Raw genomic sequence first — 24440 nt, forward strand, 5'->3', positions numbered from 1 at the left:
TTTTTATTGATATAAATGCATTACAACAGTCTCAACCATAGGCCAAGGGGCGTAGTGAATCCGGTTGTAATTGAAGTAATTTTTCCTTGTTCGATCACCATCACGGTGGGCGTTACTTTCACTGAAAAGGCATTAGAAAGCGCCCCGCTTTGATCGTTCACCACAGGAAAATCATAACCATGATGAGCAAGGTATCCGGCCACATGTTTATCCGAGCCTGAGCGTAACGCGATCGAGACCACTTGCGCATGACCACTTAGCCAATCTACCGAGGGAGTCACAAAACGGCATACCCCGCACCAACTTGCCCACACATAGACCAGCACCGGCTCTTGTTGCGACATAGCAACCAAATCTTGTTGGCGACCATCCAGCAAACGCATCGACGTCACCGGTACCTGACTGGTATCGATATCACGGCTTCGCCACCAATCGACAGCAGTGCTAGATATCAACACAAACACGATGAGCCAGCACAGATCACGCGCACCACGTTTGACCCGCTGACGCCATGACAGTTTCGTTTGATTGGCCGTCATGGTGTTTTCGCCTGCTCAATCGCGGCCATCACCGCGTTATCGGTCAAAATCACCGGCAACGCGATCCCATCAGGTGCACTCGGACCATAAACAATATTGAACGGTACGCCATAGCGCTGGTGCTTTTGCAAATACTGCGTCACGGTATCACTCGGACGGGTCCAATCACCTTGCATCGTCACTACATTCGGTGCGGTGATCGCATCATAGACGGGCGACTGTAGCATTACCCCTACTTTGTTGGCATGGCAGGTAATACACCAATCAGCGGTCACATCGACAAACACCACTTGTCCCTGTTCGACGGCGCGCGTGATTGCCGCTTCATCAAGGCTTACCCAATCTGGTTCAGGATTGAGGGGCGTTGCCCACTGCTGCGCGGTCAAGGACGCTCCTATCAGCCCGAGCACAGTAATAACCAGCAACCCAGCCGAGCCTTTAATTGCCGCCAGCTTGCCAAGGGTCCGATATGTCAGCCACACAGTGGCAACCAGCAACAGTGTTCCCACTGCTATTGCACCTAAGACGCCAAGATAAGGCATCCATAACCAGAATAGCCACACTGTGGTGCCAGCCAGCAACAGCGCAAAGATCCGTTTGACATGGTTCATCCACGGGCCGGGTTTTGGCAATGCGCGAGTCAGCCCCGGGAAAGCGGCGACCAACAGCCACGGCAGCGCCATACCAATCGCCAGCGCGGTAAAAATCAGCCATAGCGCCGTCAAGGAGCCGCCCAATGCATACGCCACTGCTGTGCCAAGGAAAGGGGCCGAACACGGTGTGGCCAGTAAGGTTGCAAACACGCCTTGCACAAAATGACCACTGTGGGTGTGACCCCCACGTGTTGCTAACCACGTCTGCCAGCTTGAGGGTAAATCAATACGCAGTACGTCGAATAAGCTCAGGGCAAAGAGCCAAATCACCAGCGTCATGACCCCGATAAAGATCGGACTTTGGAACTGGATGCCCCAACCCACCGCTTGCCCTGTCAGTTTGAGCGCCATCAGTAATCCAGCAATCGCCCAGAAGGAAACGAGTATCCCAGCTGCTGAGGCTAAAAACTGGCCACGAATGACACCACGAGTGGCGTTAGGGTTCGCAACAATGCTGTTTAGTTTGAGTCCCAGAACGGGAAGCACACAGGGCATCACATTCAGGATCAAACCGCCCAAGAGTGCAATCCCGCCAATCACCCAAATAGAAAGTCCCGCGTGTGCAACCACATGGCCTGCTTGCACCGTGATGCTATGCTCGGCAAGTAGCTGTTTATCCATGACGGTAACCTGAATCGGCTTGTCGGTAAGATTGGGCGTTTCTATCCAATTGGTTACATCAAAGGTCGCGGTCAGCGTATTGCCATCACGGTGGATACTCGGCAACCCAAAGGTGTCATCAATCACCGCCTCACCATCCACCAAGAGATCAGGTTGCTGCCAAGCTTGGTTGCCCGTCACGGTGACGGCGAGCTGCTGTTTACTGGCATCCCAAACCGCAGAATCAAGCGTCACATTTGGGAGTGGCTTGGGCACCTGACTCATCGCTTGGTTAAACTGATACATCCGCTCGCCATCGGCCTCTAGTGCACTAGGCGTAAAGTCGAGCGAGATAGGATAGTCAGTGATCACACACACACTGGTGCACGATGACAAGCGCAGCGTCGCATCCAGTGAAACCGGCTGTTGCCAGTGTTCAACATCTAATGTCAGAGGGAAAGCAACCTGCCCTTTATAGCCGAGCATGGTCAACCCGAGCTGCTCATAGCGCTTCGGCGCCGGCCAGTGCCAAGTAATCTGGTTCAGGTTTTGGCTGTCATTGATAATCAACTCGGGTGCCACGCCCCCTTCGCCGGGCGAGCGCCAGTATGTTTTCCAATCACCTTGCAAGCGGATAGAAAGTAATCCATCGAGGCGTAGCGTGTCTGGACTCCCTTGCCCAGTTAACGCTAAACGTGCCGTCACCGGTGGGTGATCAGGATTGCTAAGCCAGCCGGTATCCGGGGCATTCGCTCGTGCCGTTGGAGTGAGTAGCAGTAAGCACAAAGACAATAGCGGCAGCAAGACCCAAGCTTGCCAAGCGCGACCTTGTTTAACAGTGTGCCAATAGTCATTGATTCGATTCATAAGTCTGTTCCTTGTTAAGAATAAATACACCATTTGAAAAGCAGGCGCTTTATTCTCGGAACACACAAAAACAAAGGTGCCGTCGCCGATAGGTCGGTGGGTCGTGAGTAGGTAAAGTGATCGATACGCTCACCGTCGCCATGACCGCAAGTAATACAATGAGCCACCAAAGTGGCGCGGGGAGCCAATCGAGCGTCAACACGGTAGGCTGAACAAGCTGCTCAGACAGGGCACATTTTTTCCCTACCGCACTCGCATCATCACTTTGGTCTTGTATACTCAAAGCTTGGCAAGCGGCTTGCACACCTGATTGCCAACTCAGTTGGTTTTGCAAGGCGCACACTGCCAGAACCCATAACGCTACCGCGAGGGCCCAGCCAGCTTTAGAACGACGTGCATACTCTTGCATTCCACCTCCTGTCGAGTTGGCAATCATTATGCCCAACAGCAGAAAATAAACAATGGGTTATCCGCGAAGAACCATCGCCTTACGCCGTGGCTTGCATGTCGATACAGTGCCGTCTTCACAAAAAAGGCACCGCAAGTGTCGGTGCCTAGCTAAACAACGTCATCATATGTCTGCTGCCATTAACGCTCGGCAGGATGATTCAAAATATGATCTTCCCAATCAATCACATCGATTTCGTATACCACGCTGTCTTTGACCGAGATCCCAGCTTGGTGCATTGCCGCTTTTGAGCCAGTGATCAGAGGATGCCACTCAGGCAGCGGTTTATTCTCTGCCAACAAGCGGTACGCGCAAGTCTCTGGCAACCAGTAGAACTCATCTATTTTATCGCGGGTAAGCTTGAGGCATGACTCTTCATAAGAAAAGCGATTGGGATAGTCTTTGCATGAGCACGTTTTATCATCGAGCAGACTACACGCCACGTTGGTGTAGTAGAGCTCGTCGGTCTCTTCGTCGATCAGCTTATGTAAACAGCAACGGCCACAACCGTCACATAAAGCTTCCCACTCCTCGTCGCTCATTTGCGCCAAGGTTTTTTGTTGCCAAAAAGGCGTGCTCATGATGTGTACTCTCTTATATTTTTCCGCTTTGTGGCGGTAACGACATTGCGCCGCTGTTATAACCATCATAGCGGTAAAGTGCAAGCGACCTTCCCTTCCCGACTTGGCGACAACCAACGTCAATGGTAGAGTGCCTGCCCGTTTTGCTCCAATACCGAGGTTTTATGCCCACTACGCCGACATTCTCGTGCCGTTTAGGCTGCGGCGCGTGTTGTATTGCCCCGAGTATTTCCTCTCCAATACCCGGTATGCCTGACGGTAAACCCGCAGGAACACGATGTGTCCAACTCGACGAGCATAATTTATGTAAACTGTTTGGTCGTCCTGAGCGACCTGCGGTGTGTAGTGCCTTTAGCGCTGACAAAGACGTGTGCGGTGAGAGTACCCAGCAAGCGTTAGATAATTTAATTTACCTCGAGGCGGCAACATAAAAAACGCCAGCCCAGTGATGAGCTAGCGTTATTGTAGCGAAACGCGTGTTCTCGCTTTAGCTTTGAATACCTACGATCAACCAAGGTGCATTGGACTGGGTCAAATCACGCTCTAGATGCCAAATATCCGAGATATCTTCTTCTACACCCTCGACACGATCACAGTAACGACCGGTGAATTTCAAACTCAGTTGGGCAGTGCGACTGTCGTAATCGGCACGCACAACCTCAGCATCCACATACATCACTTCGGTGTGTTGCTCTCCGCCTAATCGCGCACGTTCGGCGGCTAAGTCGTTATACAGCGCTGGCGTCACGTACTCTTGGATTTTCTCCAGCTCGTTATGGTTCCAAGCGCCTTGCAAAATACGATAGTGTTCGCGCGCACCACTCAAAAAGCTTTGCATGTCGAATTGTGGCGGGAAGTTAAAGGGGACATCGGTTTGTGTTTCCCCGAAACCACCCGACGTCGCGCTGGTGTCTGTAGCATTGTCACGAAACGCTGAGGGCTGTTCGTGATAATAGCCTTTGTTTTGTCCCGCGTAAGCGGGCCCTTGCGCCTGAGCACTGGCTTTGGCCTGTGTCATGCCCCGCAAGAATTTCATAATCAGGTAGGCAATTAAACCAAGGATTAAGATATCCATAAATTGGATACCCTCAAAGGCACCACCAAAAAAGGCCGCCAACAAACCACCGGCGAGTAAGCCGCCGAGTAAACCACCCATCAAGCCTTTTTTACTGCCGCTTTTGGTCGGGCTTTGTTTGATGGTGTTGGTATCGGTTGTTTTTTGCTTAGGGGCGGGGGCGGTTTTAAAGCTTTTGCCAAATGACTTACCGCCACCAAAGCGCTTGGCTTCTGCGTAAGGCGCTGAAACAACGAAGACAAACATCAACGCTGCGACAGAGAGTAATTTTTTCATGATTGCTTCATCTGTGGTTTATGACTGATGTCATGCTAGAGTGTCTGGAAGTGAAGTCAATCCTATGACTGACATTAATTGTTACCAAACGTCACCACCGGATCTGGGAACCATCGCGGAGTTTGGTGCACTCAAGGAACCATTTACGCTGTTACGACTCCAAGCTCACAACGCATTTATTTACATTGATAGGACTGGACCATGAATGATACCCACAGCAAGTTTATCGGTTATCTGCTTTGGATCTTTGGCTTTCTTGGCGCACACCGTTTTTACTATGGTAAACCTGTCACTGGGACGATCTGGTTTTTTACCCTCGGCCTACTCGGGATTGGCTGGATTATCGATCTCTTCTTGATCCCGCTAATGGATAAGGAAGCGGATCTACGTTTTCGTAGCGGACAAACCAATTTCACCGTCGCTTGGCTACTGCTGACCTTTTTAGGTATCTTTGGGGTCCACCGTATGTACATGGGGAAATGGATCACTGGAGTCATTTACCTGTTTACGGGCGGTTTCTTCTTACTCGGCGTGCTATATGATTTTTGGACGTTGAATGATCAAGTCTCAATAAAAAACAGCCAAAAATTTGCCTAACGCCACTATCGACTGGCAGTAATCAATAACCGTTATTTGTCGCTGACACAGCCAATATCGGGTGTGCACACTGATTGCCAATCGCATAACCTAATGATGCGCAACCCGTTTAAAGGTTGCGCACTCGCCTCGCCTTGCTAGTATAAGTCGCTTATTGCACCGCTAAACGGACCGATGTACTCATGAGCCAACAGTTTCAACTTCTGCGTGAGCGACGCTTTCTGCCCTATTTCATCACACAGGCGTTAGGGGCCTTTAACGATAACGTTTATAAAAACGTGTTGGTGATCATGGTCGCATTTGCTTCCGCCGAGCAATTGCCAATGGATGCAACTCTGTTTATTAATGCCGCGGCGGGGTTATTTATTCTGCCTTTTTTCCTGTTTTCTGCCTTTGCCGGTGAACTCGCCGACAAATACGATAAAGCCCTTATCATGCGGCGCGTGAAATGGCTGGAAGTCGTGATTATGTCGAGCGCCGCGATTGCCTTGTATTACGAATCATGGACAGTGCTGCTAGGGTTATTGTTTATGATGGGCACCCAGTCCGCTTTTTTTGGCCCGGTAAAATACGCACTGCTACCACAAACCTTGAGCGATAAAGAACTGGTCTCGGGCAATGCGCTCGTCGAAACCGGCACGTTTTTATCTATTCTACTCGGGACCTTACTCGCTGGATTTATCGCTCATCACCCACATGCCAATGTGGTTGCCGGCGCCGCGGTATTAGCCTTTGCACTGCTGGGCGTGCTATCGGCACATGCGATCCCTCCCGCGCCTGCCGGTAATCCAACCCTCAATCTGCGCTATAAACCCATCGCACTGATGAAACAAACCTTGCGTTTTGCACGCCAAGACAAAGTGACCTTACAGGCCATTTTAGGTATCAGCTGGTTTTGGTTTCTTGGTGCAAGCTACCTGACCCAATTTCCTAAATACACCGCCTTGCTGGGCGGGAATGAAACCGGCGTTTCCTTCTTACTGACCCTATTTTCAATCGGTATCGCGGTGGGCGCGCTGCTGTGTGACAAGCTGTCCGGCCACCGTATCGAGCCCGGTATCGTGCCCTTGGGAAGCCTTGGGCTTACCGGCTTTGGGTTGCATTTATTTTTTGCCACGCCCGCCAGCCCAACTGTGCACAGCGATTTAATCGCCTTTGTGGCCGATCCGGCACTGACGTGGGTGTTTATCGATTTATTGATGATTGGCGTGTTCGGTGGGATCTTTATCGTCCCCTTGTATAGCTTGATGCAACAGCGCGCCGATAAAGCCGCGCGTGCACGCGTTATTGCCGCCAACAATATCTTCAATGCGTTGTTTATGGTGGCAAGTGCCATTCTTGGCATCACCCTCTTGGTGGTGGTGAAAATCTCCATTGCCGAGTTTTTCCTGTTACTGACAGTGCTCAATTTATTGGTGGCTATCTATGTCAGTCAGTTGGTGCCGATTTTTGCACTGCGCTTTTTTACGTGGATGATCACGCACACCTTGTATCGGGTGAAGCATAAAGATTTACACCATATTCCCGAACAAGGGGGAGCCTTACTGATTTGTAATCATGTCAGCTACATGGACGCGCTTTTGCTGGCGGGTGCTTGTCATCGTCCGATTCGCTTTGTGATGTTTGAAGACTTGTACAAATTACCCGTGCTGCATTGGTTTTTCCGCACCTCAAAAGTGATCCCCATCAGTCACCGAGGACGCACCATTCGCGCCGCGATGAATGAGATCCAACGCGCGTTAGATAATGGCGAAGTGGTGTTAATTTTCCCAGAAGGTCACCTGACCTTTGATGGCGAAATAGACCAGTTTCGTCGTGGCATGGATATGATTCTGCAGCGTTCACCGGTCCCCGTCGTGCCCATGGCACTGCAAGGCTTGTGGGGCAGTTATTTTAGCCGACATGGCGGCAAAGCCATGTTAAAACTGCCAAAACGCTTTTGGTCAAAGGTAACTGTGGTTGCCGGCCCCGCCGTTGAGCCGGAAAAAGCCACTTCCGCGTATATGCGCGACGAGGTGATTCGCTTACGTGCCGACCGACCTTAATGTTCGATTTGCTGGCTTGCCCATTGGGCAAGCTGCACACGTGACGGCTTAATACTGGCACCCTGCTCGAATGTCGGCCACGGCAAAAAAGCGATGGGACGTTGATAAGGCGCTAACGACTGACAATGCGCCGTTAATTGCACCTGATCCAGTGGCGCTGTGCTTTGCACTATCGCAACAGGACGCGCGCCAAATTCATGGTCGATAACCGGGACAACCACGACTTGGCTGATCTCGTCTCGTTGGAGTAAGTGGTTTTCAATACGCTCAGGCTGAACATTTTCTCCACCGCAGATAAACTGATTATCCTTGCGCCCAATAATACGCAACACTGGCCGCTGGCGACGCGTCTCCCATCTCGCCAGATCCCGGGAGGCCAACCCTTGTCCTCCCGAAAGCGCCTTTAACCGTCCCGCTTGCCAATATCCTAACGCGAGCGTGTCGCCACGATGAATCACTTCACCATCGCTCGCCAGCGCAACGGTACGATACGGCAAAGGCTCACCGACATCGTCATGGCCATCGGAGCGCTTTAACGTGACGGTCGATGCGGTTTCTGTCATGCCATAGCCACACCAACAAGCAATGCCCTGCTGCTCAGCTAGTTGTGTCAATCGTGCGGGAATCACTGCACCGCCCAGTAATACATGCTTAAGTCGAGAAGGCGCTTGCCGCGCGGCCAACCAAGGTAAGGCGCGATAGAGCTGTGTGGGCACCAAGGAGGCGTGTGTCACCCGAGTCAGTGATTCGGGTAAAGCTTCTCCCTGACAAGGGAAAATAGCGAGGGTGGCACCTTTGAATAACCAGCGCCACACAATAGCCAGCCCCGACACATGAAAAAGCGGCAACGATAACAACCAACTATCGGTGCGACTGCTCGGCCTCTCCTCGTGCTCAGACAGCCCTTGATACGGCAGCATCTGGGTTAAACCTGCCGCACTGGCAAGGTGTTGATGCGCGGCATGCACCACGGCTTTGGGCTTTCCTGTTGATCCCGATGTCAGCGTCATGGTGAGCGGTTGCTGTGGTTGCCAAGGCGCTATCGATATCGCGTCGGCTCCCCTTGCCTCATTTTGAGCGCAGTCCAGCCATTGAAATTCGCCAAGTTCAGCCAACACGGCGGCTTTCACGTCGTCACTTAAAGCATGATTGAGCACTAAGGTGATCTTGCCCGCTTGCCATGCAGCAAGCAGGCCCACCACTAAGCGCTGGGGAGCAAGACGACTGTCGAACACCACCACTGGCGCGGCATTAAACAGCATTTGCTGACGGTCCACATCCGCCACCAGCGCCTGCCACGTCAGTGAGGTGTCACTCTCGATGGCAAGCGAGTCTGGCGCACAGCCAGCCCAGTGCCGCCACGGCCACACCTTAAATCCGAACGCCGAGGCCGTCACAATGTATTCACCCAGATAAGGGGCTGGTCATGTAGAGGCGCTAATGGCTGCGGGGCACCCGGCCACGTACGATCAAGTTGATGAGCAAAGATACTCAGGGTATCAAGCCCAGGAACCACATCTGGCGTTAACCAGGTGGCATAGCGTGATAACTGCGTGAGCCCAAGGCTTGATTCTAACGCAGCACTGATCACAGCCTGCTTGCCAAGCGTTTTCGCGCTATCAATCCAGCTTGTTAATGACGCAAGATCGCCCATCAAGGTGGGTTTGAGCACCCACACCGAAACGTATTCACTTTCAATCAATTCACTGTCATCGTGATCGCGCAATGTCTCATCCCAAGCGAGAGGAAAGCCCAACTGTTGCGCACAGCGCAGTGATTGCAAGGGGTCGGCACAGGGCTCTTCAATCCAGCTAATCCGCTGTTGATGTGCCTCACTCAAACCTTGCCAAAACTGGCTTAGCTGCTCTGGGCGCCAACGCCGATTGGCATCCAGCCGTAAGGTTAATGTCGGAACCGCCTCCAGTAAGGTCGTGACCATCAACCGATCGCGCGCCACCTCATATTCGCCTACTTTTACCTTGGCTTGCGGTGATAGCGTTTGACTGGGTCCACTCAAGGCTTGTAAGAGCGCATCAGGATCGCCCGTACAGACAGGCACAGTCGCAAACGTCGCCTCTGTCGGTAGCTTTTGGTCCAACTCCGCTTGCGCCACACTCACTCCCCACGCGACTGAGGGCGGTAGTTGCGTCATCGCCACATGGCGGTGATCACACCATGCCGCGGTGGCGGCAATCAACGCATGGCGTGCTTGTGCAAAGCTCTCTTGGCTAAACCCCGGCAGAGGCGCCACTTCGCCCCAGCCGCGACGTGCGCCTTCGCTCAGCTCAACCACTAACCCTTCCCGCTCAGCCAGTCGCTGGTCGCGCACAAATACGCCCGACTGGATCGGTAACCTATAGTGGTAGATCCGTGCCTGCCTCATACTCACCTCATGGATTGCGTGGGAAACGATTGAACGCCGGACGGCGCTTCTCGTTGAACGCATTGCGCCCTTCTTGCCCTTCTTCAGTCATATAGAACATCATGGTTGCGTTCCCTGCTAACTCCTGCAACCCAGCTTGTCCGTCACAGTCAGCATTCAACGCGGCTTTTAGGCAGCGCAGTGCCATCGGGCTGTGCTGCAGCACTTCACGACACCAGCGCACCGTTTCTCGCTCCAAGTCGGCCAGTGGCACCACAGTGTTTACTAGTCCCATATCTAACGCTTCTTGCGCGTTATAGAACCGACATAGAAACCAAATTTCACGCGCTTTCTTTTGACCCACAATGCGGGCCATGTACGAGGCGCCCCAGCCACCATCAAAGCTCCCCACTTTAGGCCCAGTTTGGCCGAATTGGGCATTATCGGCCGCGATGGTCAGATCACACATCATATGTAGCACGTGACCTCCGCCTACAGCATAACCGGCCACGGCAGCAATCACTGGCTTTGGACAGGTACGGATCTGACGCTGAAAGTCCAGCACATTAAGATGATGAGTGCCTTCGTCGTCTTGATAGCCGCCGTAGTCACCACGGATGGATTGATCGCCTCCTGAACAAAAGGCTTTTTCGCCTAAACCGGTCAGGATGATCACTCCTACATCACTGTCGTAACGGGCATCAGCAAGCGCTTGCATCATCTCTTTGACCGTTTGGGGACGAAAGGCATTGCGAACTTGGGGACGATTAATCGTAATACGCGCAATACCGTCTGCCGATTTATGGTAAAGAATGTCGCTGAATGTCTGATCAGCCTCTACCCACTCAATGGGTGCATACAGTTCTTGTTCGGTTATACCCGGCGTAATAGCCATAGGATCTCCCCTTTATAGGTTGGTTGGGGCAACGCCCTGAAAAGCTGCACTTGCGAGTAATGCGTGTACAAAGCCTTGTGGATTTGATTGGTGACAGTTGTGACCCGCCTCAGGGATCACCGTGACCCCAATCCCAATGGTTTGATGCAAGTGTTTGGCAAGTGCATGGAATTTTTTATCGTGCTCACCACAAAGGTAGTCAATGACGAGCCCGTGTTGAAAACAGTGTTTAAGCGCACTGCGTAAGTCGGCTTGATGGCCAAGCGACGTGGCCAATAAGGTATCCGCTACGGCCGAACCGTGATTCGATAAGCGCCGTTGAACCATCGCGCAGCGGGCCGATTCATTAAGAGATTGAAAGACAGGCTGGCGATACCAATCGTCTAGCACCACGTCTAACGGCTGATGACGAAAGCGTGTGGCCCATTGCTTATCATGTTCGAGTCGCTGCTGACGGGCCTCGTTATCGGCAAGTCCCGGATGACCGCCTTCTAACAACACGCCAGACCAGCGAGTGGGTGCATAAGTAGCGCAATGCATCGCTAAACGCGCACCGAGGGAGTAACCGACTAATAGCGCTGGCTCCTGCCCCCATACCTGCTCACAGGTTGTCAAAATGGCGTCACACGCATCGTCAAAATGCTGACATTGCTGTGTCCAGCTCTCACCGTGTCCGGGTAAATCAAGACATAACCAGTGACAATGGGAGAGCGCAGCAGTTACGGCTTGCCAATCGTCGCCGCTACCCAATAAGCCATGTAAGAACACCACCCGCGGCCCATTGGGATCTCCGCCTTGGCGAAAGGTTAGCCGACTAGCCATGCGCTACCTCCGCCAATAAACGGTTCAGAACACTCCCTGCCTCGCCTGCAGGCGTATTGACTTCGATGACCTCTGCGCCGGGTGACTGTAACGCCCCTTGCAAGGTTTCGCTCAAACTCACTACGTCTTTGGGCTGGTGGTAAGGCAAGCCAAACATGGTTGCTGCCGGTTCAAAGCCCAAACCATGCGGCATGCGGTAGTAAGCATCTCGCAAAGATGGCTCAACCGGTAACATATCGAAAATCCCACCGCCGTCGTTATTAAGGATCAAAATAACCGCGGGGGCTGGTGCATCACGCCACAGCGCCAAGCTGTTTAAATCATACAAAGCGCTGGTGTCTCCCAACACCACCAGCATCGGGTGCTGGTTCATTCGCTGCACGCCCGCTGCACTTGCGAGTAAGCCATCAATACCCGACGCCCCTCGATTGGCGTATACGCGATAATCAACCAGCTCACTCCAAATATCGGCTAAGCGAATCGTCAAACTATTGCCTAAAAACACATCACACTCTGAGGGCAGCCACTTAGGCAGAGACTGAAAAAGACGATGTTCGGATAGGCTGTCTTCCACCTTTGCGTACACGTGTTGCCGTTGTATCTGTGCCGCTGTAGTCACCGCCTGCGCCCAGTCGCTTACAGGCCGTTGCACCTGAGTGAGCGCATCCGATAACGTATCTAGGCCTTCACCCCATTGCTGGGGCATAAACCGTATGTATTCACTGGGCCGATGAGCAGGATCGAGCGCTTGTTCCCGATCGGTGATCAGCCAGTACGGCACTTCTATGTTGGCCAGCCACTGCCCTAACCGTTTGGACACCAAACGGCCACCGAGTTGAATAACCCACTCCGCCTCATCCAATAGCGCGCGAGTGCTAGGCGCGTTGAGCCACAAATCATGCCCCGGCGCCGTACTTTTGACGCCGGATTGTGGGTCGGCCAGCACCACCGCATCGAGGACGCTTGCCAACCGCCCCACCTGCGCGCCTACGTTGGGCGGCAGCGCACCAGCAATCAATACCACCTTGCTGGCTTGCGACGCGAGATGTTGCCAAGAGGCAGGCATCTGCCACTGCGATCTGGTTGGCATCATGCTCACATACGGCTTGTCATCAGTAAGCCAATGTCCTAATCCGGCCCGCAATGATTGCTCACTCGCGGGGTCACGCTCGCCATAGAAAGGTTCTCGAAACGGGCAGTTGATATGCACACTGCCACCATGCTGGGCCTGCTGAGCCATCAGATGATCAACCTTGCTCAGGAGTGCTGACAAGGGCATGGCGGTCTCAGGGGCTGGGAGCGAGAGCGTTTGCGTGACATGGGAAGAAAACAAGCGGGGTTGCTCAATGGCTTGATTGGCACCACAGTCAACCAATTCAAAAGGTCGGTCGGCCGATAAGATCACCAAAGGTTCGCCGGTTAAGCGGCTTTCCGCCACCGCAGGGAGAAGATTCGCCACCGCGGTGCCAGAGGTGACAACCACCGCAACCGGACACGCATGCGCTTTTGCCAGACCTAGCGCTAAGTAGCCTAATCCGCGCTCGTCAAAGTGACTGTGCAAAGTGACACCGCGTCGCGGATGCTGGCTTTGCTTTACAGCAGCGAGCGTGAGCGGTGTAGAGCGAGAACCCGGCGCAATACATATGTGCTGCACGCCCAGTCGCGTAAGCTCGTCAATAATCACTTCAGCCCATGTGTGGGTGAGCGCCAGCGTCATCCGCACACTCCTGTCATTCTTTCGGCTGAGAGGGGCACTGGAGCATCCGGTAAACATTGGCGCAAGGTCGTGAGTTTATTATCTAGCTCCTGCCATTCGGTATCCGGATCTGAGCCTGGCACAATGCCTGCCCCTGCATAGAGATCAATGGTATGGCCTGAAAGCTGCGCACTGCGAATAGCAACGCAAAACTGGCTTTCACGCTGTGAGATATACCCCACCGCTCCACTGTAGCGTCCGCGAACAATGCCATATTGAGCAAGAAATGCGCGCGCTAAATCACGCGGCAACCCCGCGACAGCGGCGGTAGGCTGAAGGGCGCTTAACAATACCGTATCGTCTACGCCGGGCCCGACAATCGCACTGATGCGGCGGCGCAAATGTTGTAAATGACGCAATACCATTAAGTGCGGAGCAGGATCGGCAGTTACTGTGAGTGCATGACGGCGTATTCCCGCCAAGATATCGTCAACCACTAATTGGTTTTCGTGAATATTTTTATTGTCATGTAGCAACCACTCACCTAATTGGTGATCATCGCTGAAGGTCGCGCCACGCTTGACGGTTCCCGCGACCGCTTCGGTACTGACACGACAATCGCGGCGCCGATACAAGCGTTCGGGCGTCGAGCCAAGAAATGCATCTTGCTCGCTAGTCGCAAATAAAAAGTGGAAGCTTTCTGCATTATGCTGCTGGCTGTGACTGAGTAACTGGCCGGCGCTAATGGGAGCATCCAACGTCAACCGTGTTTGTCGCGCTAAAACCACTTTTTTAAGCGATGTCGATGCCATCTTCTCCAACGCGGTGGTCACCGATTGACACCACCCCTGATACGTCGGGGTATGGTTTTCGTGTTTGACTTGACTCTGCATGGGGGCCAATGGCCGCCCCAACCAGATCACTTGGCTCAATATCGCTTGGCTATCCACACCCGCCTGCACATTAACAGAGAGCTGCCAATGCGCATCACGGCGGATCAACTCGACGACCGGCAGGAAAAAGTCACCATCCCCAGCACCATCATCGAACGCCACACATCCCCAAATTCGCTGCTGTGGCGTGAGTGAAGCTTGCGCTTCATGTAGCTGAGAAAAACGGCGGCACGCCCCTAACACCAATGCCTCTTCGCGGCCATCGCGCGACTGCCAATACATTTTAGGGAAGACAGGTTGGGCATCCAGCCAAGCAATCGGGGAAAGATTACTCGGCCAGTCAAAATCTGCTTGTAACAGAGCGGGAGCTTGGCATATTGCCAACTGGCTCTGTAACTGATTGGCCGCTTGAATCAAGGTAGTCACGACATCCTCCAACCGCATTGGGCGGCAGTCCTATTCGCAAATCATGTACGGCTTTATGTAGCACGTAATTAATGCTTGTCAGTCTACCTGTCCCCTGCGGGGATAAACATGCGCTAGATCAGTCTTCTGTCGAACTTGGTCGATTTTTTTGCCCGACAGCCATCGGTAAAACTTTATTCGTTTATCTCTTTCGAATCAGACCGCGAATAGTGTAAGTTACCAAAAAAGCCTAATAACAATATTCACCTTTTACTAAACAGGAAAGTCAATGCAACACATCGGGATGTCCGCCAAGCTGGATGACGTCTGTTACGACATCCGTGGCCCAGTGATGAAAGAAGCCAAACGGCTTGAAGAAGAAGGCCACCGCATTTTAAAACTCAATATCGGCAACCCTGCGCCTTTTGGCTTTGATGCGCCAGATGAGATTTTGGTCGATGTAATCCGTAACCTTCCGACCTCACAAGGTTACTGCGATTCAAAAGGCCTTTATTCCGCGCGTAAGGCGGTGGTTCAGCACTATCAAAAACGCGGCTTGATGGACTTAGATGTTGAAGACGTGTATCTGGGTAATGGCGCCTCAGAGCTTATCGTGATGGCAATGCAGGCCTTGCTCAATAACGGCGATGAGTTGTTGGTGCCGTCACCGGATTATCCGCTGTGGACCGCGGCGGTGTCATTGTCGGGCGGCAAGCCGGTACACTACTTGTGTGATGAAGAATCGGACTGGTATCCAGATCTTGATGATATCAAGGCGAAGATCTCTGCCAAAACACGCGGCATCGTGCTCATTAACCCGAACAATCCAACCGGGGCGGTATACAGTCGCGACTTTTTGCTGCAGGTGGTTGAGATAGCCCGCCAGCACAATCTGATTATTTTTGCCGACGAAATCTACGACAAGATCCTTTACGACGGCGCACAGCATCATTCTATCGCCACTTTGGCCCCTGATGTGTTGTGTTTGACCTTTAATGGCTTGTCTAAGGCCTATCGAGTCTGTGGCTTTCGTTCTGGCTGGATGCTGGTCACTGGCCCCAAACAGCACGCTCGGGGCTACATTGAAGGCTTAGAAATGCTGGCTTCGATGCGCCTTTGCGCCAATGTGCCGATGCAGCATGCCATCCAAACGGCATTGGGCGGTTATCAAAGTATTAACGAGTTAATTCTTCCCGGTGGCCGTTTATTAGAACAGCGCGATAAGGCATACGAGCTGATCAATCAAATACCTGGAGTAAGCTGCAAAAAGCCTAAAGGAGCGCTCTATCTGTTCCCGAAGATCGATACCAAGCGCTACAACATTCACAATGACGAAAAGATGATGCTCGACTTTTTATTGCAAGAAAAAGTCTTGATGGTACAAGGCACCGGCTTTAACTGGCCCAAACCGGATCATTTTCGGATTGTCACCTTGCCTCGCGTGGATGACTTAGAAATGGCTATTAGCCGCTTTGAACGCTTCCTCTCGGGCTACAGCCAGGTCACGACTGTGGCTACGTGATACTTGCGTTTTTCATCAAGCAGCGGTAAAACGCTGTTTGATTCCGTTCTCAACCAGCGATCATCATGTCTCGATACTGCGCGTCTTGTCATAAAGCCAAAGCGATTTGTGTGTGCGATGCCGTCACACCGCTGACCAATGCCATTCCCGTGATTATTCTGCAGCATCCTGATGAGGTCTCACACCCTAAGAACAGCGCTTGTTTGCTCGCGCTTGCGCTGGATAATTGCCAGTGTTGGGTGGGCGAGGACTTCAGCCAACATGCCGCGCTTAACGATGCACTCGCGCAATCGGAGCGACGCTATGCCGTCTTATATCCGGGCGAGCACGCTTGCTCACTTTCATCACTGACCGAGTCATTGGGCGAGGAAGACAAGCAGCGGCCATGGGGGATCATCTTACTCGACGGGACATGGAAAAAAGCCTACAAGATGTATCAGCTTTCAACCAACCTGCATGATTTACCCACCGCTACCATCAACACCCTGCCATCAAGCCAATACAGGATACGTAAAAGCCGCAAGCCGGGCGCCTTGTCTACCCTAGAGGCAGGATTTGCCGCACTTAGCGAACTCAGTGGTGACAGTGAGTATTATCAGCCATTGCTCGCAAGCTTTGAGGCCATGATCGCGCGCCAACTGGCATTTATGCCAGCATCACACACTCAATCCGGCCAGCAGGACGACTAGCGAATCGCATAAAGCGGACCATTGCTGGCGGCGGTAAACATGGTGCTATGCAGCTTTTGGGCAAAACTGTCGGTCATCGACGACAAATAATCCGCAATGACGCGCATTCCTGACTCACCCGCCTGTTGCGCTATCAGCCAATCTTGCCGGTAATCTTTGGGCAGGAGACGTTCCGGGTCCGAGGCAAACGCATCAAAAAGCTCCATCACCAATTGTTGCCCTTTGTACTCCACCACCTGAAGCTCTGGCTGTTTAACCACAAACTCACTGACAAAGCGTTTCAGTGTCTCCAGTACACCTGCCATCACATCCGGCAAGAACGCATTCCACGCCAGTAACGGTGATTGAAAGCACTGTGCCCCGTCTTGCACGGTGGGCGCAATCTCAACCGACGTGAGCAAGGTATTCACCAGCGCGCCAATCGCATCTTTGCGCTCATAAGGAGGGCCAAACATCTGCTCACTCAGCTCCCCAATATGGCTTTCTAACCATGGATCGCCACACTCGGCGAGCACACTGGCAACCGCTTCTTGCCACTGTTCTCGGTTCACTAAGCCCATCACTATCGCATCTTCAAGATCATGAACGCCATAAGCGATGTCGTCCGCCAGCTCCATAATGGAGCAATCTAAAGATTTAAAGCGGGTTTTGCGGTGTTCGCCATCAGGTTGGTTATCACGAAAGGTTAAAAAGAGGGCTTTATCCGCGTCACATAATGGTTCGAGGACCCAATCGCGCCGCGCACTATCATGATCATAAATGCCCTTAGCTGGTTGCCAATCTCGCGCCTTCAAGTGCCGAAAGTCCATCACCGGCGTGGGTGATTGTCCATTATGGGCAGCGCTGATTAAGGCAGGATACTTCATCACTCCCAATAAGGTTCGTCGCGCTAAGTTCATACCGTGATGCTGAGTATAAGGCTCTAGCAAGGTGACAATACGGAACGTTTGGGCATTGCCTTCAAACCCACCCTCTTCACGCATCATGTAATTCAGTGCGATCTCGCCGCCGTGGCCATAGGGCGGATGACCAATATCATGCGCTAGACACAAACTTTCCATCAGTCCGGTTGAAGGCAACAGCGCTCGAAAGGTCGGCTGCTTTTCTTTCAGTTGCGCGACAATCCCAGTACCAATTTGGGACACTTCCAATGAATGCGTGAGTCGGGTGCGATAAAAGTCACTGTGTTCAGCCCCCAACACCTGCGTTTTCGCTTGTAGGCGGCGAAAGGCCGCCGAGTGTAAAATGCGCGCTCTATCGCGCTGATAGACGGAGCGTTTATCATTGCGTCGCTTTTTATTTTCATTGCTCATGCGACGCGCTTGCCATGCGTCAGGAAGATTAAAGTCCATCGTCACTGATCTCATCGAGCGATAAGGTAAAGCTATGAACAAACGTCGCCATAAAGTAATCGGTCGCCGGCGAACGGCGCTTTTCCATCGCCGTCTCTAAGCGCTTTTTGGCCTGCTCAAACTCATGATTGCCAGCCGCAATCTCTTCCAAACATTTGAGGTAGGCACATAGCGTGTCGGCTTGCTTGACCAGCAAATAATCATCTGCATCGATCGTGTCTGAATCAATCAAGCTACGGTAATCGTCTTGTAGTTCCGGCGGTAGCATCGCAATCAGTTTTTGCTCCGCCATTTTCTCGATCTTTTTATATTCGGTCGCAATAGAAGGATTGAAGTACTTCACCGGCGTTGGCAAATCACCAGTAATCACTTCACTGCAGTCATGAAACATGGCTAACACCGCGATCCGATCAGGCTGATAATGGCCGCCAAACCGCTTGTTATTGATAAGCGCGAGTGCATGCGCCACAAAAGCAACTTGCAAACTGTGCTCTGAGATATTTTCTGCGGAAACATTGCGCATTAACGGCCAACGATAAATCAGCTTCATACGMGCGAGGTGGGCAAAAAAGTGGCTTTGTTTTTGAGTCATCGCATCCTGCTACATTGACGGTTATGGAGTCATTGTGTGTCTTGGCAGGCAAAGACTCAAGCCCTATTCGCGCAAAGGTTGTGCAAAACCTTTGCGCGTAAGGGTCACTTAGACTTTGATTCGATCCCGGTTTTTCTTTAGCGTCGCGCTCCCAATCCCTTTAACCTTAATCAAATCATCCGGTGCGCGAAAAGCGCCATGATCATCGCGATATTCGATGATCGCGGCGGCTTTTGATGGCCCCACGCCCTCTAACTTTTCGGCGAGAGTTTTTGCATCCGCGGTGTTGATATTGACCTGAATGGTCTGCGCTTGAGCTGCCGCTGGGGTCGCGCTCTCATCCGCGCTCCACGCTGTGGGCGCCAAGACCAAAGAGAGAGCAAACATTAGGCAAGTGAGTAGCTGTTTCATCTGGTGTCCTCTTCTGGTGAATTGTCGCTCTCAACCTACGCCACTCCTACACGCCTTGCATGCGCTCAAAAAAAGAAAAACGACGCAGGACAAAAGTCCTACGCCGTTTTTGTTGTTTCACACACTTTGCTGCGAGAGACATCTAACTCTCGCGGTGTGCCGTTATCTGCTTATTGGCTGTCTGAGTCCGCGTAACTGACATCCACTTGGTTGCGTAGCTCTTCCAAGGTTGCTGATAAAGACATATTGCTCATCGCACGGGCAACACGGGCTGCCATTTGGCTTTGCGGGCTAATTTCAGGCACCTCTGGCTCAATCACTTTATCCAGAGCCACAACCACCACATTACCTTGCTCATCCGTAGTCACCCCGTAGCTCGAGGTATCCGCTTCCGGCTTAGGTAAGGTAAAGGCCAGTTCAGAAATCGCACGTTGTTGAGCAACACGGTTTAAGGTTTGTGGCTCGCTGAATGTATATTCACTATCAGTCAGAGCACCATTGGCTTCAAGCTGTGTCAGCAAAGCATCTGCTTGCTCTTGGGCTTGCTGCTGGCCTTTTTGTGCAGCCAAGGTCTGTGCCACCTGATCCTTCACTTCGTCAAAGCTCAGTTGTTTCTCTGGTTTGACATCATCCAAGCGGACCACAATGGCATGCTCACCCGAAAGCTCGATCAGTTCCGAGTTCAGGCCATTTTCACGTACGTCATAGCTGTCCAGCGCTTGTTGCACTTCTGGGCGTGCCATTACCCCTTGCGCTTGCTCTGGGGCAAAGAAGTCAGTGATTTGTACCTTACCATTGATTGCAGCAGCAGCTGGCTCAAGACCATTGGCATCTTCAAACGCGACTTCGGCAAGCTTTGTTGATTGAGCATAGAAACGATCCGCCGCGCGCTCTTGCTGCAGCGCAACGCGAATATCGTCTTTCACCTCGCTCAGTGGCGTGATATCCGCAGCATCAATGTCATCTAGACGAATGATGTGATAGCCAAAGTCTGATTTCACCACTTGGCTATAGTCACCCTTGTTGGCTAGCGCATACGCCGCTTTTTCAAACGCAGGATCCATCACACCGGGCTCAATCCAATCCAGTGATCCGCCTTGTTCGGCACTGTAAGTATCATCAGAGACTTGCTGTGCCAGTTCACTAAAGTCTTCGCCTTGGTTCAAGCGCTCAAGTGCTGCCTCAGCACGAGCTTTGGCGTCGTCACCAGCCCCTTCAATAAGAATATGACTGACTTTGCGACGCTCTTGAGAACCATACTGCGATTGGTTTTCTTGATAGTAAGCGGCAATGTCTTCGTCAGTGACTTGGATATCGTCAGCCAGCCCTTCACCGGTTAACTCCACATACGCCACTTTTACCATGCGAGGTTGCACATAGTCGTCTTGATTGGCTTGATAGTAAGCTTCAAGCTCCTCGTCTGACAAAGACACCTTGGCAGCAAATGCATCCACCGGCAGCGTGATAGTACGCACTTCACGGCTTTGCGCTTCTAGACGGTAAAGACTTTCCAGTTCACTTGGCAGCACAAATTCAGAGGCTTGCAACGCCGTAAGCAGCTGCTGACGGACTAAGTCAGTACGTACGTAGTTGGCAAACTCATCCGCGCTTAACCCAGTCTGGCGCAATGCGGCTTGATAACGCTCATTGTTGAATTGTCCGCCTTGACGGAATTGTGGCATCGCACGAATGGCATCTTTGACTTGCGCGTCACTGACACGTAACCCGAGCTCACTGGCTTCATGTTCAAGCAGGAGATCGTCAACCATCCGGTCGAGAATGTTTTGACGAAAACGCTTCACATACTCAGGATCACCCAGAAGTTGATTGAACAGCTCACCGGCTTGCTGCTGCATGCGCGCGCGTTCGTTTTGGTATGCACGCTCAAGCTGTGCACGACTAATTTCTTTATCGCCTACCGTTGCCGCGGGCGGGTTGGAACCCCCTGCCAGATAGCTGCCGACCCCGGCAAAAGCAAAGGAAAAGATAATAAGGCTTAAAATGATCTTCACCGCAAGGCTGTTGGTGCCTTCGCGTATACGTTCCATCATAACTGGCCGGTACTCCAACTGATTTGGGCTGGTGGTTTATCAACTAAAAAGGCGCATCGAATGATGCGCCTTTACGCTCTTCTTGCCGGATTATACGCGGTTGTTATTGGCTTTGCAGCTCTAACACCCAGTCAAACTTGAATAATTCGGCAATGGCTCACGCTGTGATTAGTTCACGGCGTCTTTCAGTGCTTTACCTGCTTTGAAGCCAGGTACTTTGGCGGCAGCAATTTGAATCTCTGCACCGGTTTGCGGGTTACGGCCAGTACGCGCTGCACGCTCGCGTACAGAGAAGGTACCAAAGCCTACCAGAGCGACTTGGTCACCCGACTTCAGCGTATCAGAAACCGCTTCTACGAAGGCATCCAATGCACGGCCCGCCGACGCTTTAGAAATATCGGCACCCTCTGCGATTTGATCAATCAGTTGCGACTTATTCACTTTTTCATCCCCTTACAATACTTCCCCGCAAATCCCATTATTTTGCGGTATCAATAAAAGACGCTTTATCGACGAAAGACGTTGAAAGCTTCCTTGCCCACCCCATGCGGGCCAAGGCTTCGACTTAACGTTAGCTAGCAAAAAAAACGCTGACAAGCCTTTTGCGGTCTGTCAGCGTTTTACGTTGCTTAATTTTGCTGCATGTCACTCTTTTCGGGCTTAACTAGCTCAATACCGAGTGGATTATTTTCCAACGCAATGGTCAAAACCTCATCAATCCAACGCACGGGATGAATGTCGATTTCTTCTTTCACATTGTCAGGAATGTCCTCAAGATCCCGTTCATTCTCTTTTGGGATCACCACGGTTTTGATGCCACCACGACGTGCCGCCAGCAGTTTCTCTTTTAAGCCGCCGATAGGCAGTACTTCACCGCGTAGAGTAATCTCACCCGTCATTGCGACGTCAGAACGAACTGGGTTACCGGTTAAGCTCGACACCAGCGCCGTACACATAGCGATACCTGCACTCGGGCCGTCTTTAGGCGTTGCCCCTTCAGGAACGTGCACGTGAATATCACGTTTTTCGTAAAAGTCGCTATTAATGCCCAACTTATCTGCACGGCTACGCACCACAGTCATGGCTGCCTGCACAGACTCTTGCATCACATCACCCAACGAACCTGTGTGGGTGAGTTTGCCTTTACCCGGCATCGATTCAGTCTCGATGGTCAGTAGGTCACCGCCCACTTCTGTCCACGCAAGTCCTGTCACCTGACCAATTCGGTTTTGCTCATCGGCTTTACCGTAGTCAAAGCGGCGCACACCCAAGTAATCTTTTAGGTTATCCGCGGTGACTGTGACCGCTTTAAGATCTTTATCCAACAAGATCTCTTTCACGGTTTTACGGCACAGCTTTGAGATTTCACGCTCGAGGTTACGCACGCCCGCTTCGCGCGTGTAGTAACGAATAATGCCGATAATGGCAGAATCTTCGATGGTGATCTCGTGAGGCTTCAAGCCATTGCGCTTCACTTGCTTGTCAATCAAGTGACGTTTAGCAATATTCAGTTTTTCGTCTTCGGTGTAGCCAGACAAACGAATAACTTCCATCCGATCCAATAACGGGCCAGGAATATTCATGGAGTTCGACGTTGCCACGAACATGGTGTCTGACAAGTCGTAATCCACTTCCAGATAATGGTCGTTAAAGGCGTTGTTTTGCTCAGGATCGAGAACTTCAAGCAATGCCGAAGACGGATCGCCACGCATATCCGATGACATCTTGTCGATTTCATCTAGCAAGAACAGCGGGTTGCGAACACCCACTTTCGCCATTTTCTGGATTAATTTACCCGGCAGCGACCCTATGTAGGTGCGGCGGTGGCCACGGATTTCCGCTTCATCACGCACTCCACCCAACGCCATACGGGTATATTTACGCCCAGTGGCGCGTGCAATCGACTGTCCCAGAGAGGTTTTACCTACCCCCGGAGGACCAACCAAGCACAAGATGGGGCCCTTGAGCTTGTTCATTCGGTTTTGCACTGCGAGGTACTCAAGGATACGGTCTTTAACACGCTCCAAGCCATAATGATCAGCATTGAGTACTTCTTCAGCTTTGGCGAGGTCTTTTTTAACCTTAGAACGCTTGGTCCAAGGCACACTGATCATCCAATCGATGTAGCTGCGCACAACGGTCGCTTCTGCCGACATTGGCGACATCATCTTCAGCTTCTGCAATTCTTGCTCGGTTTTTTCTCGAGCTTCTTGCGGCATTTTAGATTCTTCGATTTTCTGCTTCAGCGCTTCAAACTCATCGGGAGCATCATCCAGCTCACCCAACTCTTTTTGGATGGCTTTCATCTGCTCATTGAGGTAGTACTCGCGCTGGCTTTTCTCCATCTGCTTTTTCACGCGGCCACGAATACGCTTTTCGACCTGCAGCAAGTCAATTTCTGACTCCATCATGGTCATCAAGTATTCAAGGCGCTCAGCGATGTCGATAATTTCGAGAACTTTTTGCTTATCTTGCAGTTTTAACGGCATGTGAGCCGCGATGGTGTCAGCTAGGCGAGCAGCTTCTTCAATCCCATTTAATGACGTTAACACTTCCGGCGGGATCTTCTTATTCAGCTTGATAAAGCCTTCAAATTGGCTAATCGCAGTGCGAACCAATACCTCTTGCTCACGCTCATCCATAGCTGGCGTGGTAAGATACTCGGCTTCCGCCGTAAAGAAGTCGTCTTCGCTAAACTGGTCAATACGTGCACGTTGCATCCCCTCAACCAGCACCTTAACCGTACCATCCGGAAGTTTAAGAAGCTGAAGGATCGTCGCCACCGTACCAACGGTGTACAAGTCAGAGATGCTCGGGTCATCGGTGGCGGCATCTTTTTGCGCCACCAACAGAATTTGTTTGTCATTGTCCATCGCCGCTTCTAAACAGCGGATCGATTTTTCCCTTCCCACAAAGAGTGGTATCACCATGTGAGGATAAACCACCACATCCCGAAGTGGCAGCACCGGAATTTCAATGCGCTCGGAACGCTCCAAGTTCATATGCTTCTCTCTTCCGTTCAATCTGATTAAGAGTATATGGGGACTGTTGGACAGGTTTCAACGGCTC

22 protein-coding genes are annotated in these 24440 nt (G+C 51.9%); 5 read left to right on the forward strand and 17 right to left on the reverse strand.

Features of this window, described 5'->3' with window-relative positions; genetic code table 11:
- Positions 1-20 precede the first annotated feature (20 nt).
- From BZG82_RS01750 to BZG82_RS01765, 4 genes are all read right to left on the reverse strand, one after another.
- Positions 21-539 carry a protein disulfide oxidoreductase gene (locus BZG82_RS01750; RefSeq protein WP_074212211.1) on the reverse strand — a complete coding sequence of 173 codons (519 nt, stop codon included), beginning with the start codon at positions 537-539 and terminating at the stop codon, positions 21-23.
- A complete protein-coding gene (locus BZG82_RS01755; protein ID WP_077765026.1) occupies positions 536-2659 on the reverse strand; it encodes a protein-disulfide reductase DsbD family protein in 2124 nt (707 codons plus the stop codon). The genes BZG82_RS01750 and BZG82_RS01755 overlap by 4 nt, the downstream gene beginning before the upstream one ends.
- Positions 2660-2708: 49 nt before the next feature.
- The gene (locus BZG82_RS01760) at positions 2709-3068 is read right to left on the reverse strand and encodes a hypothetical protein (protein ID WP_077765027.1); all 360 of its coding nucleotides are present in this window, start codon (positions 3066-3068) and stop codon (positions 2709-2711) included.
- 179 nt (positions 3069-3247) lie between these two features.
- A complete protein-coding gene (locus tag BZG82_RS01765) occupies positions 3248-3688 on the reverse strand; it encodes a YcgN family cysteine cluster protein (RefSeq protein ID WP_077765028.1) in 441 nt (146 codons plus the stop codon).
- Positions 3689-3852: 164 nt separating this feature from the next.
- On the opposite strand from BZG82_RS01765, the gene BZG82_RS01770 reads away from it, so the two are divergent.
- Positions 3853-4119, forward strand: a complete 267-nt coding sequence (locus tag BZG82_RS01770) for a YkgJ family cysteine cluster protein (RefSeq protein ID WP_077455707.1) — start codon at positions 3853-3855, stop codon at positions 4117-4119.
- A 56-nt stretch (positions 4120-4175) separates the two neighbouring features.
- Here BZG82_RS01770 and BZG82_RS01775 read toward each other — a convergent pair whose 3' ends face one another.
- Positions 4176-5039 (reverse strand): Tim44 domain-containing protein, encoded by an 864-nt coding sequence (locus BZG82_RS01775; protein WP_077765029.1) that lies wholly within the window; start codon positions 5037-5039, stop codon positions 4176-4178.
- Positions 5040-5240: 201 nt separating this feature from the next.
- Between BZG82_RS01775 and BZG82_RS01780 the strand changes: the two genes are divergently transcribed.
- Entirely contained in the window at positions 5241-5636 is a 396-nt protein-coding gene (locus tag BZG82_RS01780) for an NINE protein (protein ID WP_077455705.1), read from the forward strand.
- A 182-nt stretch (positions 5637-5818) separates the two neighbouring features.
- Positions 5819-7681 (forward strand): MFS transporter, encoded by a 1863-nt coding sequence (locus BZG82_RS01785; protein ID WP_077765030.1) that lies wholly within the window; start codon positions 5819-5821, stop codon positions 7679-7681.
- On the opposite strand, the gene BZG82_RS01790 is transcribed toward BZG82_RS01785, so the two are convergent.
- Genes BZG82_RS01790 through BZG82_RS01815 form a run of 6 tightly spaced genes read right to left on the reverse strand, consistent with a single transcriptional unit; the run spans position 7678 to position 14775 of the window.
- On the reverse strand, positions 7678-9051 hold the full coding sequence (locus BZG82_RS01790) for an AMP-binding protein (protein WP_131826222.1): 1374 nt from the start codon (positions 9049-9051) through the stop codon (positions 7678-7680). The genes BZG82_RS01785 and BZG82_RS01790 overlap by 4 nt on opposite strands.
- 23 nt (positions 9052-9074) lie before the next feature.
- Entirely contained in the window at positions 9075-10064 is a 990-nt protein-coding gene (gene menC, locus BZG82_RS01795) for an o-succinylbenzoate synthase (protein ID WP_108742941.1), read from the reverse strand.
- 7 nt (positions 10065-10071) lie between these two features.
- Entirely contained in the window at positions 10072-10938 is an 867-nt protein-coding gene (gene menB / locus BZG82_RS01800; RefSeq protein ID WP_069590537.1) for a 1,4-dihydroxy-2-naphthoyl-CoA synthase, read from the reverse strand.
- A gap of 12 nt (positions 10939-10950) precedes the next feature.
- Positions 10951-11760 (reverse strand): 2-succinyl-6-hydroxy-2,4-cyclohexadiene-1-carboxylate synthase, encoded by an 810-nt coding sequence (menH, locus tag BZG82_RS01805; protein WP_077677918.1) that lies wholly within the window; start codon positions 11758-11760, stop codon positions 10951-10953.
- A complete protein-coding gene (gene menD, locus BZG82_RS01810; protein ID WP_077677919.1) occupies positions 11753-13477 on the reverse strand; it encodes a 2-succinyl-5-enolpyruvyl-6-hydroxy-3-cyclohexene-1-carboxylic-acid synthase in 1725 nt (574 codons plus the stop codon). The genes menH and menD overlap by 8 nt, the downstream gene beginning before the upstream one ends.
- Positions 13474-14775: an isochorismate synthase gene (locus BZG82_RS01815; RefSeq protein WP_158011458.1), complete on the reverse strand. Its 1302-nt coding sequence runs from the start codon at positions 14773-14775 to the stop codon at positions 13474-13476. The genes menD and BZG82_RS01815 overlap by 4 nt, the downstream gene beginning before the upstream one ends.
- A gap of 268 nt (positions 14776-15043) precedes the next feature.
- Between BZG82_RS01815 and BZG82_RS01820 the strand changes: the two genes are divergently transcribed.
- Positions 15044-16276 carry a pyridoxal phosphate-dependent aminotransferase gene (locus BZG82_RS01820; protein ID WP_069590543.1) on the forward strand — a complete coding sequence of 411 codons (1233 nt, stop codon included), beginning with the start codon at positions 15044-15046 and terminating at the stop codon, positions 16274-16276.
- Between the two features lie 65 nt (positions 16277-16341).
- On the forward strand, positions 16342-16965 hold the full coding sequence (locus tag BZG82_RS01825) for a tRNA-uridine aminocarboxypropyltransferase (protein ID WP_077765033.1): 624 nt from the start codon (positions 16342-16344) through the stop codon (positions 16963-16965).
- On the opposite strand, the gene BZG82_RS01830 is transcribed toward BZG82_RS01825, so the two are convergent.
- From BZG82_RS01830 to lon, 6 genes are all read right to left on the reverse strand, one after another.
- The gene (locus BZG82_RS01830; RefSeq protein WP_077765034.1) at positions 16962-18317 is read right to left on the reverse strand and encodes an anti-phage deoxyguanosine triphosphatase; all 1356 of its coding nucleotides are present in this window, start codon (positions 18315-18317) and stop codon (positions 16962-16964) included. The two genes, BZG82_RS01825 and BZG82_RS01830, sit on opposite strands and share 4 nt — an antisense overlap.
- Positions 18307-18909 (reverse strand): 5'-deoxynucleotidase, encoded by a 603-nt coding sequence (gene yfbR / locus BZG82_RS01835; protein WP_069590549.1) that lies wholly within the window; start codon positions 18907-18909, stop codon positions 18307-18309. Before yfbR ends, BZG82_RS01830 begins: the two co-directional genes overlap by 11 nt.
- Before the next feature lie 108 nt (positions 18910-19017).
- Positions 19018-19320 carry a ComEA family DNA-binding protein gene (locus tag BZG82_RS01840; RefSeq protein WP_077480685.1) on the reverse strand — a complete coding sequence of 101 codons (303 nt, stop codon included), beginning with the start codon at positions 19318-19320 and terminating at the stop codon, positions 19018-19020.
- Positions 19321-19490: 170 nt separating this feature from the next.
- Positions 19491-21371: a peptidylprolyl isomerase gene (ppiD, locus tag BZG82_RS01845; RefSeq protein WP_077765035.1), complete on the reverse strand. Its 1881-nt coding sequence runs from the start codon at positions 21369-21371 to the stop codon at positions 19491-19493.
- Between the two features lie 168 nt (positions 21372-21539).
- Positions 21540-21812: a nucleoid-associated protein HU-beta gene (gene hupB, locus BZG82_RS01850; protein WP_069590554.1), complete on the reverse strand. Its 273-nt coding sequence runs from the start codon at positions 21810-21812 to the stop codon at positions 21540-21542.
- Positions 21813-22000: 188 nt separating this feature from the next.
- Positions 22001-24373 carry an endopeptidase La gene (lon, locus tag BZG82_RS01855; RefSeq protein ID WP_069590556.1) on the reverse strand — a complete coding sequence of 791 codons (2373 nt, stop codon included), beginning with the start codon at positions 24371-24373 and terminating at the stop codon, positions 22001-22003.
- Between the last annotated feature and the right edge of the window lie 67 nt (positions 24374-24440).

Source organism: Salinivibrio sp. PR5, from assembly GCF_001996085.1.
Taxonomy (GTDB): domain Bacteria; phylum Pseudomonadota; class Gammaproteobacteria; order Enterobacterales; family Vibrionaceae; genus Salinivibrio; species Salinivibrio proteolyticus.

Coding starts and splice junctions, on each gene's coding strand:
- menH (WP_077677918.1), bottom strand. CDS start 11,760: ATGGCTAGTCGGCTAACCTTTCGCCAAGGCGGAGATCCCAATGGGCCG.
- BZG82_RS01825 (WP_077765033.1), top strand. CDS start 16,342: ATGTCTCGATACTGCGCGTCTTGTCATAAAGCCAAAGCGATTTGTGTG.
- BZG82_RS01755 (WP_077765026.1), bottom strand. CDS start 2,659: ATGAATCGAATCAATGACTATTGGCACACTGTTAAACAAGGTCGCGCT.
- menD (WP_077677919.1), bottom strand. CDS start 13,477: ATGACGCTGGCGCTCACCCACACATGGGCTGAAGTGATTATTGACGAG.
- BZG82_RS01780 (WP_077455705.1), top strand. CDS start 5,241: ATGAATGATACCCACAGCAAGTTTATCGGTTATCTGCTTTGGATCTTT.
- BZG82_RS01750 (WP_074212211.1), bottom strand. CDS start 539: ATGACGGCCAATCAAACGAAACTGTCATGGCGTCAGCGGGTCAAACGT.
- BZG82_RS01785 (WP_077765030.1), top strand. CDS start 5,819: ATGAGCCAACAGTTTCAACTTCTGCGTGAGCGACGCTTTCTGCCCTAT.
- BZG82_RS01760 (WP_077765027.1), bottom strand. CDS start 3,068: ATGCAAGAGTATGCACGTCGTTCTAAAGCTGGCTGGGCCCTCGCGGTA.
- menC (WP_108742941.1), bottom strand. CDS start 10,064: ATGAGGCAGGCACGGATCTACCACTATAGGTTACCGATCCAGTCGGGC.
- BZG82_RS01830 (WP_077765034.1), bottom strand. CDS start 18,317: ATGGACTTTAATCTTCCTGACGCATGGCAAGCGCGTCGCATGAGCAAT.
- BZG82_RS01770 (WP_077455707.1), top strand. CDS start 3,853: ATGCCCACTACGCCGACATTCTCGTGCCGTTTAGGCTGCGGCGCGTGT.
- BZG82_RS01820 (WP_069590543.1), top strand. CDS start 15,044: ATGCAACACATCGGGATGTCCGCCAAGCTGGATGACGTCTGTTACGAC.
- ppiD (WP_077765035.1), bottom strand. CDS start 21,371: ATGATGGAACGTATACGCGAAGGCACCAACAGCCTTGCGGTGAAGATC.
- lon (WP_069590556.1), bottom strand. CDS start 24,373: ATGAACTTGGAGCGTTCCGAGCGCATTGAAATTCCGGTGCTGCCACTT.
- BZG82_RS01775 (WP_077765029.1), bottom strand. CDS start 5,039: ATGAAAAAATTACTCTCTGTCGCAGCGTTGATGTTTGTCTTCGTTGTT.
- BZG82_RS01765 (WP_077765028.1), bottom strand. CDS start 3,688: ATGAGCACGCCTTTTTGGCAACAAAAAACCTTGGCGCAAATGAGCGAC.
- BZG82_RS01840 (WP_077480685.1), bottom strand. CDS start 19,320: ATGAAACAGCTACTCACTTGCCTAATGTTTGCTCTCTCTTTGGTCTTG.
- menB (WP_069590537.1), bottom strand. CDS start 10,938: ATGGCTATTACGCCGGGTATAACCGAACAAGAACTGTATGCACCCATT.